Origin of the sequence: Allonocardiopsis opalescens, from assembly GCF_003002095.1 — a bacterium.
Classification (GTDB): domain Bacteria; phylum Actinomycetota; class Actinomycetes; order Streptosporangiales; family Streptosporangiaceae; genus Allonocardiopsis; species Allonocardiopsis opalescens.
On the sequence record NZ_PVZC01000008.1, the window covers coordinates 211,376 to 223,591 of the forward strand.

At 75.3% G+C, this 12,216-nt stretch carries 13 protein-coding genes; 11 read left to right on the forward strand and 2 right to left on the reverse strand.

Going from position 1 to position 12,216, the window contains the following annotated elements; translation table 11 throughout:
- The first annotated feature begins 17 nt into the window (after positions 1 to 17).
- From CLV72_RS24695 to CLV72_RS24710, 4 genes are all read left to right on the forward strand, one after another.
- Positions 18 to 701 carry an SDR family oxidoreductase gene (locus tag CLV72_RS24695; RefSeq protein WP_106250875.1) on the forward strand — a complete coding sequence of 228 codons (684 nt, stop codon included), beginning with the start codon at positions 18 to 20 and terminating at the stop codon, positions 699 to 701.
- A complete protein-coding gene (locus CLV72_RS24700; protein ID WP_106250877.1) occupies positions 692 to 1,741 on the forward strand; it encodes a glycosyltransferase family 9 protein in 1,050 nt (349 codons plus the stop codon). The genes CLV72_RS24695 and CLV72_RS24700 overlap by 10 nt, the downstream gene beginning before the upstream one ends.
- On the forward strand, positions 1,728 to 2,780 hold the full coding sequence (locus CLV72_RS24705; protein WP_106250879.1) for a UDP-glucuronic acid decarboxylase family protein: 1,053 nt from the start codon (positions 1,728 to 1,730) through the stop codon (positions 2,778 to 2,780). Before CLV72_RS24700 ends, CLV72_RS24705 begins: the two co-directional genes overlap by 14 nt.
- Before the next feature lie 77 nt (positions 2,781 to 2,857).
- Positions 2,858 to 3,079: a hypothetical protein gene (locus CLV72_RS24710; RefSeq protein ID WP_106250882.1), complete on the forward strand. Its 222-nt coding sequence runs from the start codon at positions 2,858 to 2,860 to the stop codon at positions 3,077 to 3,079.
- Between the two features lie 16 nt (positions 3,080 to 3,095).
- Here the strand turns inward: CLV72_RS24710 and CLV72_RS24715 are convergent, their stop codons facing one another.
- Positions 3,096 to 3,854: a GAF and ANTAR domain-containing protein gene (locus tag CLV72_RS24715; protein WP_106250885.1), complete on the reverse strand. Its 759-nt coding sequence runs from the start codon at positions 3,852 to 3,854 to the stop codon at positions 3,096 to 3,098.
- A gap of 79 nt (positions 3,855 to 3,933) precedes the next feature.
- Positions 3,934 to 4,785, reverse strand: coding sequence for a SigB/SigF/SigG family RNA polymerase sigma factor (locus tag CLV72_RS24720; RefSeq protein WP_106250888.1), 852 nt, complete (start codon positions 4,783 to 4,785; stop codon positions 3,934 to 3,936).
- Between the two features lie 518 nt (positions 4,786 to 5,303).
- On the opposite strand from CLV72_RS24720, the gene CLV72_RS24725 reads away from it, so the two are divergent.
- From CLV72_RS24725 to CLV72_RS24755, 7 genes are all read left to right on the forward strand, one after another.
- Positions 5,304 to 6,281: a glycosyltransferase family 2 protein gene (locus CLV72_RS24725; RefSeq protein ID WP_106250890.1), complete on the forward strand. Its 978-nt coding sequence runs from the start codon at positions 5,304 to 5,306 to the stop codon at positions 6,279 to 6,281.
- Positions 6,282 to 6,456: 175 nt separating this feature from the next.
- The gene (locus tag CLV72_RS24730; RefSeq protein ID WP_170141099.1) at positions 6,457 to 8,133 is read left to right on the forward strand and encodes a thiamine pyrophosphate-binding protein; all 1,677 of its coding nucleotides are present in this window, start codon (positions 6,457 to 6,459) and stop codon (positions 8,131 to 8,133) included.
- A 100-nt stretch (positions 8,134 to 8,233) separates the two neighbouring features.
- The gene (locus CLV72_RS24735; RefSeq protein WP_106250894.1) at positions 8,234 to 8,653 is read left to right on the forward strand and encodes a CBS domain-containing protein; all 420 of its coding nucleotides are present in this window, start codon (positions 8,234 to 8,236) and stop codon (positions 8,651 to 8,653) included.
- 43 nt (positions 8,654 to 8,696) lie between these two features.
- A complete protein-coding gene (locus CLV72_RS24740) occupies positions 8,697 to 9,074 on the forward strand; it encodes a DUF3140 domain-containing protein (protein WP_106250896.1) in 378 nt (125 codons plus the stop codon).
- A gap of 55 nt (positions 9,075 to 9,129) precedes the next feature.
- The gene (locus CLV72_RS24745; protein ID WP_106250899.1) at positions 9,130 to 9,333 is read left to right on the forward strand and encodes a DUF2795 domain-containing protein; all 204 of its coding nucleotides are present in this window, start codon (positions 9,130 to 9,132) and stop codon (positions 9,331 to 9,333) included.
- Between the two features lie 157 nt (positions 9,334 to 9,490).
- A complete protein-coding gene (locus tag CLV72_RS24750; protein WP_106250902.1) occupies positions 9,491 to 11,329 on the forward strand; it encodes a S8 family serine peptidase in 1,839 nt (612 codons plus the stop codon).
- 189 nt (positions 11,330 to 11,518) lie between these two features.
- A complete protein-coding gene (locus CLV72_RS24755) occupies positions 11,519 to 12,061 on the forward strand; it encodes a YbhB/YbcL family Raf kinase inhibitor-like protein (RefSeq protein ID WP_245930419.1) in 543 nt (180 codons plus the stop codon).
- The last annotated feature ends 155 nt before the right edge of the window (positions 12,062 to 12,216 follow it).

Here is a 12,216-nt window from a genome sequence, read left to right on the forward strand (position 1 = left end):
GGAGAGAGCACCAGACCATGGCACTCGGAAACGTCCTCATCACCGGAGGCGCCTCCGGCCTGGGCGCGGCGACCGTCGAGGCCGTCGCCAAGGCCGGCGGCCAGCCGCTGATCATCGACCGCACCCAGCCCGACGGCGACGTGCCCTACGCCCGCGCCGACCTCGCCGACCGCCTGCAGGCCGAGCGGGCGGTGCACCAGCTGGCCGCCGACGCGGGCGGCCTGGACGCCGTGTTCACCGCCGCGGGGATCGACGCCTGCGGCCCGCTCGGCTCGGTGCCCGGCGCCGAGTGGGAGCGGGTGGTGCAGGTGAACCTGCTCGGCACCGCCTCGGTGGTGCGGGCCGCGCTGCCCTACCTGGAGGAGTCGCACGGCACCGTGGTGACCTGCGCCTCCACCCTCGGCCTGCGGGTCGCGGCCGACGCCACCGCCTACTGCGCCGCGAAGTTCGGCGTGGTGGGCTTCACCCGGGCGCTGGCCATGGAGACCGCCGGGCGCGTCGGCGTCACCATGCTGATCCCCGGCGGGATGCACACCGCCTTCTTCGACGGCCGCACCGAGCAGTACAAGCCCCCGGCCGACGCCCGGCTGAACCGGCCGGAGAACGTCGCGCAGGCCGTGGTCTTCGCGCTCAGCCAGCCGCCAGGCTGCGAGGTGCGCGAACTCGTGGTCTGCCCCTCGGAGGAGACCTCGTGGCCGTAGCCGGGGGCCGCGAGCCCGCCGCGCAGCCGCCGCGGGTTCCCGCGCAGGACGGCTCGCCCGCCGTCCTGGTCCTGCGCGCCCTGGGCCTGGGCGACCTGCTCACCGGGGTGCCGGCGCTGCGCGGCCTGCGCCGCCGCTTCCCCCGCCACCGCATCGTGCTGGCGGCGCCGCTGGCCCTGGCCGATCTGGCGCTGGCCACCGGGGCGGTCGACGCGCTGGTGCCCACCCGCGGCCCGGTCCCGCCGCCGTGGCGGGGCCGTCCGCCGGAGCTGGCGGTGAACCTGCACGGGCGGGGGCCCCAGAGCATCGCCGCGCTGAAGGCCCGCTCGCCGGGCCGGCTGTGGAGCCACGCCTGCGGCGCCCACCCGGACGTGGCCGGCCCGTCCTGGCCCGCCGAGGTGCACGAGACGGACCGCTGGTGCGCGCTGCTGCACTACTACGGGGTAGCGGCCGACCCCACGGACCTGCGGCTCACCCCTCCCGACGCCGTCGGGCGGCCCGGCGCGGTGGTGGTGCACCCCGGCGCCGCGCACGAGGCGCGCCGGTGGCCGGTGCTGCGCTTCGCCGAGGTCGCCAAGCACCTGGCCGCCCGGGGCGAGGCGGTCGTGGTGACGGGCTCGGCCGCCGAGCGGCCGCTGGCCGAGCGGATCGCCCGCGTCGCGCGCCTGCCGGGGCGCGCGGTGCTGGCGGGCGGCACCAATGTGGCCCGGCTGGCGGCACTGGTGGCCGGTGCTTCCCTGGTCATCTGCGGGGACACCGGAGTCGCGCATCTGGCCACGGCCTTCGGCACCCCGTCGGTGGTGCTGTTCGGACCGGTTTCGCCCCGCCTGTGGGGCCCGCGGATCGACCACGAGCTGCACGCCTCGCTGTGGGCGGGCCGCATCGGCAGCCCCTTCGGCGACCGCCTGGACAGCGGCCTCGCGCAGATCGGCACCGACCAGGTCATCGCGGCCGCGGAGCGGCTGCTGGACGCCCGCGCCGCGGCGCGGCGGCCACCGGAGACCACGAGCGTGGAAGGAGCCGGCCATGTCCGAGGCTGAGACCAGCGGTGAGCGGCGGCAGGAGACCCGGCGCGCGCCCCGGTGGCGCGAGGACGCCGGTTCCGAGGGGCAGCGGCCGGTGCGCCGCGCCGTGATCACCGGCGGCGCGGGCTTCCTCGGCTCGCACGTGTGCGAGCGGCTGCTCAACCTGGGCCTGCACGTGGTGTGCATGGACAATTTCCTCACCGGCTCGGCCGCCAATGTGGCGCACCTGATGGACCGGCCGGCCTTCCGGCTGGTGGAGTGCGACCTCACCGCCTTCGTGCACGTCCCCGGCGACGTCGACCTGGTGATGCACCTGGCCTCGGCCGCCTCGCCCGCCGACTACCTGAAGCTGCCGATCGAGACGCTCAAGGTCGGCGGCCTGGGCACGCTGCACGCGCTCGGCCTGGCGCGGGAGAAGAAGGCCCGGTTCATCCTGGCCTCGACCAGCGAGGTCTACGGCGATCCCCAGCAGCACCCGCAGCGCGAGGACTACTGGGGCAATGTGAACCCGGTGGGGCCGCGCAGCGTGTACGACGAGGCCAAGCGGTACGCGGAGTCGCTGACGACCGCCTACCGGATGGCGCGCGGCTCCGACACCGGCATCGCGCGCATCTTCAACAGCTACGGGCCCAGGATGCGGCCCGACGACGGCCGCGCCATCCCCACCTTCATCCGGCAGGCCCTGCTCGGCGAGCCGATCACCGTCACCGGCGACGGCTCGCAGACCCGGTCCATCTGCTACGTCGACGACACGGTCGCCGGGCTGCTCGCCCTGGCCTTCAGCGACGTGTCGGGGCCGGTCAACATCGGCAATCCCGACGAGCTGTCCATGCGCGAGCTGGCCGAGATGATCCGCGGCCTGACCGGCTCGTCCTCGGAGATCCGCTACGTGGAGCGGCCGGTGGACGACCCCGCCGTGCGCCGCCCCGACACCGGCCTGGCCGAGCGGGTGCTGGGCTGGCGGGCCCGGGTGCCTCCCGAGGACGGGCTGCGCCGGACCATCGACTGGCTCGCCCGCGAGCTCAGCGGCGACGCGGCGGCCGAGGCGAGCTGAGGGGCGCGCCGGCCCGCCCCCGGGCCGCGCACCGGCCACCCGACCCCGACCCCGATCCCGACGAATGGAGCATCCCGATGGCGGCGCAGCACCCCGACCGGCGGCCCGGCGGGCCCGCGGACGAGGCGGACGAGGACGGGCGGGACCGCCCGCTGGCGGACCGGCGCTCCCCCGGCTCGGCGCCCCCAGGCGACGAGCCGGACTTCGCCGAGGAGGACACCCCCTCGCGCACCGACCCGCCCGACCAGATGGACGAGGACCCCGAGGACTCCGCCGCGGAGCCCCCGACGCGGGCCTGAGCGGCCGCGCCGCCGCTCAGCCGCCGTTGCCGGCGCCGTTGTTGTCGTAGCGGGAGACGATCTCGGTGGCCAGGTCGCGCAGCTTGATGTTGCGGTTGTTGGAGGCGCGGCGCAGGATGCTGAAGGCCTGCTCGGTGCCGCACTGCGACTGCGCCATGATCACCCCGATGGCGTGGTCGATGACGGCACGCGACTCCAGGGCCTGCTCCAGCTGCGCGGCCAGCGCCCGCGCCTCGGCGTAGCGGCGCATCCCGATGATGGTGGCGGTCGCGGGCGAGGAGAACAGCACCAGGAATGCCTCGTCCAGCGCGTCGAAGCCGTCGACGTCGGCGCTGGCCAGGTTGAGCGCCCCCACCGGCCGGCCGGCGACGCCCAGGCCGACCGACAGGTAGCTGCGCATGCCGTAACCGAGGGCCAGCGAGGTGAACTTGGGCCAGCGCTCGGCGGCCTCGGCCAGGTCGCAGCGGTTGGTTGTCTGGTTGCGGGCGGCGTCCAGGCAGGGCCCGTCGTCGACGTCGTACTGCTGCCGGTCGACCTCGCGCATCCGGTCGTCGGTCGCCGCGCGGGTGGCGGCGGCGCCGGACCCGTCCAGCACCGTGACGCTGGCGGCGGTGCAGCCCGGGATGGCGTGCAGCGCCAGCTCGACCACCCGGTCCAGGGTCGCGCCGAAGGACTCCTCCTCGGTGAGGACCGTCGCCAGCTCGGTCAGCGCGGCCACCACCTCGTCGCCGCGCTGGGAGATCAGCTCACCCGCGTTGTCACGCGTGTCGGTCATGCGACGCCCCTGTTCCGTATCAGGGGCCGGCACCAGGAGGTGCCGGCCCCGACCGCGGGCGTGCTCGACCGCGGAGTTCCTACCGTTCTTCGGTGAGCTTAACCCTCAGCGTCTGCAGAGTCTGCGCGAGAAGCCGCGAAACGTGCATCTGAGACAAACCCACTCGATCGGCGATCTCCGCCTGGGTCATGTTGCCGAAGAAGCGCAGCAGGAGGATCCGGCGCTCGCGGACCGGTATGTCCTCCAGCGCGACCATCAGCGCTTCGTGATCGACGACACGTTCGATCGCGGCGTCGGCCTCGCCCAGGGTCTCGCCCAGGGTGGTGTCCTCGTCCTCGGCGCCGTAGGGCACGTCGAGCGAGAGGGCGCTGTAGGCGGCGGAGGCGTCCAGGAGCTCGATCGTCTCCTCCTCCGTCATCTCCAGCGCGACCGCGATCTCCTTGACCGTGGGCGAGCGCCCTTCCTTCTGGGTGAACTCGGCCACGGTCCGGTTCAGTTCCGCGCGCTTCTCCTGGTGCTTGCGCGGTACGCGCACCGCCCAGGTCCGGTCGCGGAAGTGCCGTTTGACCTCTCCGGTCATCATCGGCAGGGCGTAGGCCATGAAGTCCTTGCCGAACTGCGGGTCGAAGCCGTTGATGGCCTTCATCAGACCCACGAGCGCGGCCTGCTGCAGGTCCTCCAGCGGTTCGCCCCGGTTGCGGTAGCGGCGGGCGATGTGCCGCGCCACGGGTGCGTGCATCTCCACCAACTGGCGGCGGACGTCTTCGGCGCCCGGGTCGCCCTCTGGCATCCGTTCGAGTGTCGCCAGCATCCGGGCGGCTCGCGACCGCTCCTCCTGCCGGTCCGGCGGCGGCCCGCTTCTGGAGCCCGCGTGCTGGTGGTGCCGGTTCTTGCTCTTCGGGTGCTTGACGGTGGTCGTCGTACCTGCCATCGCTGGTACCTCGTCACAATTGCCGTGCGCACCGGTCGTTCTGGTACGGCTGTTTGCCGACAGACGACGTGCCGCACCGCGACCGCCCTCGCGAACAGGGCGCGAACGAGCACCTCAGCGTGAACCGGGGCGCTCCTGGGCGATGCGGATCCCCGGGATCGACGAATAGTTCGACACGCCCCGCTGCTGGAGCGATCCGTCGGTCCGAGATCGGCACGATCGGCTGGAACGGGGCCTCGCTGCTGGACCCCCGGTGCAACACTGCCGAGTCTAGGAAGGCCGAGCGTGTCTGTGAAGGGTCACGCACCGGGTTTCTCGCCACGAGCCCCCAGGTGTGGACATATCGCCTACACATGTCGTGCATGTCAGGACACGTGCCGGGCAGGGGCGCGGAGATGCCGTCCGCCGCACCCGCGGCGTGCGGCCGGTGCGACCGGTTCGGCGCTCTTTGACCCCGGGCGCCGGGCGGTTCCCCTCGGCTGATAGTTCGCGACCTGCGACGACACCGGAGGACAGGCATGCGCACTCCGCGGTCCGCACCCGCTCCGCACCGCGGCGACGGCGCCGCCCGGCCGCTCCCGCGCGGCGCGGGGCCGCCGAAGGCCGCCGGAGACGCGGGCGGCGGCGCCCGGACGAGTGTGGTGATCGCCACTCGCGACCGCCGCGACGAACTGCTGGAAACCCTGGACCGCCTCGCCGCCCTGCCCGAGCGGCCGCCGGTGGTGGTGGTAGACAACGGCTCCGCCGACGGCACCCCGGCCGCGGTGCGGGCGGCCTTCCCGCGGACCGACGTGGTCGCGCTCGGCCGCAACAGGGGCGCGGTCGCGCGCAATGTCGGCGTCCTGCGGGCCCGTACCCGCTACGTCGCCTTCTGCGACGACGACTCCTGGTGGGAGCCGGGCGCGCTGGACCGCGCGGCCGACGCCTTCGACGCCTGCCCGGCGCTGGGCCTGCTGGCCGCGCGCACGCTCGTCGGGGAGCGGGCCGAGACCGATCCGGTCAGCACGGCCATGGCCGCCAGCCCGCTGCGCGACCGCGACGGCGTGCCCGGCACGCCGGTGCTGGGCTTCCTGGCCTGCTCCGCGGTGGTGCGGCGCGACGCCTTCCTGTCGGTGGGCGGCTTCAGCGAACTGCTCTTCTTCGCCGGCGAGGAGTCCGTCGTCGCCTTCGACCTGGCCGCCGCGGGCTGGCTGCTGCGCTACCGCCCCGACGTGCTGGCCCACCACCGCCCCTCCCCTGCGCGTCCGCCGGCCCGCAGCCGGCTCGCCCTGCAGCGGCGCAACGCGCTGCTGTCGGCCTGGCTGCGGCGCCCGGTGCGCACCGCGCTGGCCGCGACCGGCGCGCTCGCCGGCGAGGCCGTCCGCGACCCGGCCTCGCGTGCGGCGCTGGCCGCTGCGGCGGCGCGGCTGCCCGCCGCGCTGCTGGCCCGCCGGCGGCTGCCGGCGCCGGTCGAGCACGACCTGCGGATCCTGGCCGCCGCGGAGCCGCCGGCATGAGCGGCGCCCGCGCGGCCGCCGCGTCCGTGCCGCGGGCCCGCTCCCCCGGCCCGGCGCCACGCGGGTTGACAGGCGGCCGCGCAGGTACGGTGAGTGGGACGCCAGATGGAGGTTTGCGGCCTGTGCGTCAGGCAAACGGCGAACGAGGTATCGATCCCGCACTAGGGAGGATCCGGTGAGCGAGCTGACGGCGCGCTTCCTGGTCCAGCGCTTGCGCGACTGGGACGTGGGCCACCTGTTCGGCTGCGAGGGCACCGGGCCCGGCCCCGTCGCAGCCGCGATCAGCGCCGCGGGGGATCCGATCCGGTACGTGTCCTGCGCGGACGAGGAGTTCGCGATGATGCAGGCGGTCGGGTACGCCAAGTTCAGCGGGAAGCCGGGCGTCTGCCTGGCCGACGGCTTCTCCGGTGCCGTCCGGCTGCTCAACGGACTCTACGACGCCGCGCTCGACCGCGTTCCCGCCGTCGCCGTCGTCGACGCGCGCGGAGGCCGCCGGGCCGGCACCGACCTGCGCGGGCTGTTCCGTGAGGCAGTCGGCGACCGCACCTACCTGGCCGCCACCCCCGACGAGCTTCCCGGGCAGCTCGACCGCGCGCTGCGCGGCGCGCTGGCCGACGGGCGCCCGGCCGCGCTGCTGCTGCCCGACGCGAGACCCTCGGCCCCGGCGGCCGGGCGGCGCGACCCGCCACGGCCGCGCCTGGGCGCGGTGGGCTTCACCCCGCCGGTCAGCACCGCGATCGAGCGCGAGGTCTCGCGGGCGGCCGACATCATCGACTCCGGCGACCGCGTCGTCCTGATGGTCGGCCCCGGCGCCGCGGACGCCGCGGCCGAGGTCAGGGAGCTGGCCGAGATCACCCGGGCCGGCATCGCCAAGGTGCCGCTGGGCAAGGACGTGCTCGCCGACGACCTCCCCTACGTCACCGGCACCCTCACCGCCGACATCGACGGCCCCTGCAATGAGCTGCTGCGCGACTGCGACACCCTCGTCATCATCGGCTCCGGCCCGGCCGCCACTCCGGTGGTGCCCTGGTCGGGCCGGCGCGCCGTGCAGATCGACCGCGACGCGGCCGGCATGGGCACCCCGTACCCCACCGAGGTGAACCTGGTCGGCGACGCCCGCAGCACGCTGCGCGCGCTGCTGTGGCGGCTGGACGGCAGCTCGCGCCGCCCCGGCCGGCACCGCTGGCGGCGGCGGGTCGAGGCCGAGGCGGCCCGCTGGTGGCGCTCGGTGGACGGCCACCCGCCCTACCCGGCCGGCCTGGAGGCGCCGATGCGCGTCTGCCAGGAGCTGTCCGTGCGGCTGCCGGACAACGCCGTGGTGACCGCGGAGCCGGGCCTGGCCGGCACCGGCTACACCCAGGTGCTGCGCTTCGGCAGCGGTATGCGCGGCTCGCTGTCGAGTTCGCTGGCGGCCGTCGGCACCGGTCTGCCGTACGCGCTCGGCGCCAAGTTCGCTGCTCCGGACCGCCCGGTGATCGCGCTCGCCGACGAAAAGGCGATGCGGGCCAACGGCCTGGCCGGGCTGCTGGCGATCAGCGGCCACCACCGCCGGTGGGACGATCCCCGGCTGGTGCTCTGCCTGCTCGGCGAGGGCGACGGCGGTGCCGGTGAGGGTGACGGCGGTGCCGGTGAGCCTGCCGGCGGCGGCTCGCCGAGCCCGGTCGACTTCGCCGCGCTGGCCCGCTCGGTCGGCATCGAGGGCATCACCGTCACCGGGGCCGACGACCTCGGCGCGGCCTGGGACCGCGCCCTGGCCGCGCGCCGGCCCGTCCTGCTGGACGCCCGCGGCACCGGCGCCGCGGCGCGGCCGCGGCGGCGCACCGCCTCGCGCGGCGGCTCCGTGAGCGCATGAAGGCGCGCGGCGCCGGGTAGCCGCCTCTCCAACCCGCCGGAGCACCCGAGGACCGCGGGAGTTCTCCGGCGGCCCGAGCACCGGAGAGGAGCCACCAGAGATGGCTGAGAAGGTACGCGACGTGATGACGGCCGACCCCGCCACCCTCGGCCGCCGCGCCCCCGTCACCGAGGCCGCGCGGGTGATGCGCGACAGCGGCGTGGGCGATGTGCTGGTCGTCGACGACGACATGCTCTACGGGGTGGTCACCGACCGCGACATCGTGGTGCGGGGCGTCGCCGAGGCGCGCGACCCGGGCAGTACGACCGTCGAGGCGCTGTGCAGCTCCGACATCGCGGTCGTCGCCCCCGACGACGACGTGAAGAAGGCGGTGCGCCTGATGCGGGAGCGGGCGGTGCGCCGGCTGCCCGTGGTGGACGACGACCGGCTGGTCGGCGTCGTCTCCATCGGCGACCTGGCGGTCGACCGCGACCCGGGCTCGGCGCTGGCCGACATCAGCGCTTCCAGCCCCAACGAGTGACGGGAGCGCGAGCGCGCCGACCGGGATCCGAGAGGGGGATCAGATGGCGCACCGGACGAGCGACCCGGAGGTCGAGGAGCTGTGGCGGCGCTTCCACGGCGCGGTGAACATGACCGGCCACGAGCTGCGCACCTGGCTGATGACCGAGCGCTCCGGCGAGGACGCGTTCCGCCCCGACCCCGATCTGGGCGTGTCCGAACTGGGCCGGAGCGTGCTCCGAGTGCTGAACAAGCGGCAGGTCGACCTGACCGCCGAGGACCTGGCCACCATGCGCACCGCGCTGCGGGTGGTCGACTCCCAGCTGGCCCGTCCCCGGCCCGAGGACGACGACTGGCGGCACCGGCTGATGTCCGTGGGGCACGATCCGCTCCGCCCGGACTCGGCCCGGCCCGGTGAGTCCGCGGACCTTCCGGAGGACTGAGGCGGCGGCGCCCGGTCCGCGACCGCGGACCGGATCGACCGAACTGGAGGTAGCCATGGCACAGCCGACGTTCATCGAGGTGCAGAAGACGCTGTCGGGGGTCGACTACCCGGTCGACCGGGACGGCCTGGTGCGGCACGCCCGCAGCCACCAGGCGAGCGACGACATCGTGCGGCTGCTGGAGCGGATCCCGAACCAGACCTACGACGGGCCGACGGCGGTCAGCGCCGCCGTCACCCAGGAGTCGGGCGGCGGCTGAGCGGACCGGCCTCCCGCGACCGGGCCCGCCACCCCGCGGTGGCGGGCCCGGCGCATGCCTGGACCCATTAACAACTCTTTGTAATCATTGCGTCGCTCTACGTGCACTCCGGGTAGCGCTCCGCTTGTCCGAACGGCCACCGACACCAGGAGCCTCCGTGCCCTCGCTCGCCGCCGCACTCGTCCTACTCCTCGTCCTGCTGCCCGCCTCCTCGACCGCCTGGCCCTCCACCGCGCCCTCGGGCGCCGAGCGGCCCGTGTACCGGATCACCCTGGTGACCGGGGACGTGGCCACCGTCGTCGGCGAGCCGTCCGACCCGAACGCCGAGGTGGAGGTGCGGGCCGCGCCCGACCGCGCCGGGGTGGACTTCGCCGTCGACCGCGGGCCCGGCGGAGAGCTGCGGGCGGTGCCCTCCGACGCCGCGCTGCTGATCGGCTCCGGCCGGCTCGACCCGCGCTTCTTCAACCTGACCCAGCTGGTGGCCTGGGACTACCACGACGCGGCCAGCACGGAGATCCCGGTGATGGCCGAGGGCGCGGCCGGGCGCGGCCGCGGCATCGGCGCCCTGGCCGACCGGCCGATCGGCGGCGGCGGGCTGACCGCGGGCAGCGTGCCCAAGCGCGAGGCGGCCGCGGCCTGGGCGGCCGGGGACGCCGCCGGCGGACGGCTGCCCGGGGCCGAGCGGCTGTGGCTGGACGGCAGGGTCCAGGCGCAGCTGGAGACCAGCACCGCGCAGGTCGGCGCCCCGCGCGCCTGGGAGGCCGGGCTGACCGGCGAGGGCGTCACCGTCGCGGTGCTCGACACCGGGGTGGACGCCGGCCATGTGGACCTGGCCGGGCGGGTGGCGGCCGAGCGCAACTTCACCGACTCGCCCTACGACCACGACCTGCACGGCCACGGCACGCACGTCGCGTCCATCCTGGCCGGCTCGGGCGCCGCCTCCGACGGCGCGCGCCAGGGCATGGCGCCCGAGGCCCGGATCGTCTCGGGGAAGGTGCTCGACGACGAGGGGCACGGCACCGAGTCCGGCATCATCGCCGGGATGGAGTGGGCGGCCGGTGAGGCCGGGGCCCGGGTGGTCAACCTCAGCCTGGGCGGGCCGGCCTGGTTCTCGGGCGACCCGATGTCGGAGGCGGTGGCCCGCCTCACCGAGGAGACGGGCGCGCTCTTCGTCGTGGCGGCCGCGAACTTCGGGCCGGCGCCGGGCACGGTCGGCGTGCCGGCGATGGCCCCGCAGGCGCTGACCGTGGGGGCGGTGGACGACGACGACGCGGTGGCGGACTTCTCCAGCCGGGGACCGGCGCTCAGCGGCGACCGGCTCAAGCCGGAGCTGACCGCGCCCGGGGTGCGGATCTGGGCGGCGCGCGGCGACGGCACCCAGATGGGCTCGCCCGAGGGCGAGTACACCGCGGCCTCGGGCACCTCGATGGCGGCGCCGCACGCAGCCGGGGCGGCCGCGCTGCTGGCCCAGCGGCGCCCGGACTGGACCGCCGCCCAGCTGAAGTCGGCGCTGATCGCCGCCACCTTCCAGCCCGAGGAGTTCAGCCCGCTGGAGCACGGGACCGGGCGGCTGGACGTGGCGGCCGCCCTCGAGCAGACCGTCATCGAGGAGGACGGCACCCGCCACCTCGTGCTGGCCGCCGGACCCGCGCCGGCCGGCTCCCGGCGCGAGGACGCGGCCGAGCAGCGGCTGCGCTACCGCAACCTCGGCGACGAACCGGTGCGGCTGCGGCTGTCGGCGAGCAGTGTGGCGGGCGACGGCGAGCCGGGCCCCGAGAACCTGGTGGCCTTCGAGGCCGAGACGGTCACGGTGCCGGCCGGCGGCACCGCCACCGTCGGCTACACCGTCGACACGAGCGGGCAGCCGCCCGGCTACCTCAGCGGCGTCATCACCGGCACCGCCGACGGCACCGCGGTGCGGACCGGCTTCAGTGTGGAGGTGGTCGCGCTGACGCCCGACACCGCGCCGCTGGCGGCGTACGGCGCCGCGGCCTGACGGAGGGTCGCCCGGGCCGGTCCGGCGCAGGCGCGATCCGGGCGCGGCGGCACGCAACACGCCGCCGCGTTCGCGGAAGCCTCCCTCCGCCGCCGCCCGGCGCGCAATATCGTCGGTCCGCACGGGTAGTCCGTCCGCCGCGCGGCGCGGATGCCGCGCGGCCCCTCGCCACCGACCATGGAGTTCGCCGTGACGCAGACCCCCAAGCCGCCCTCCCCCTACGACTTCCTGCCGCAGCTGCCGGGATTCTCGCTGACCAGTACCGATGTCGTCGACGGCCAGACCCTGCCGCAGGCCCAGGTCAGCGGCCGGATGGGCGCGGGGGGCGGCGATGTGTCCCCGCAGCTGACCTGGTCGGGCTTCCCCGACTCCACCCGGAGCTTCGCGGTCACCGTCTTCGACCCCGACGCCCCCACCGCCAGCGGCTTCTGGCACTGGGCCGTCTTCAACATCCCGCTGGCCGTGACCGAGTTGCCCAGCGGCGCGGGCGCCGGCGTGGCGGCCGGGCTGCCGGCCGAGGCGGTCACCCTCGCCAATGACGCGGGCTCGGCCGACTACGTCGGCGCCGCGCCCCCGCAGGGCCACGGCCCGCACCGCTACTTCATCGCGGTGCACGCGGTCGGGGTGGACCGCCTGGACGTGCCGGCCGACGCCTCGCCCGCCTTCCTCGGCTTCAACCTCTTCTCCCACGCGGTGGGCCGCACCCTGCTGGTGCCCGTCTACGAGCAGTAGGCCGCGGTTCCCGCCCATAACGCTCAAAATTCATGTTCGATCGAACGAGGCCGTCCGGAACATCGGACGGCCTCGTCGCGTTGGCGATACCCGGGGTTGATGCCGGCGTAATGCACAGAGTCACACACCCTGCGGTTGGCGTTTGAACAAAATCT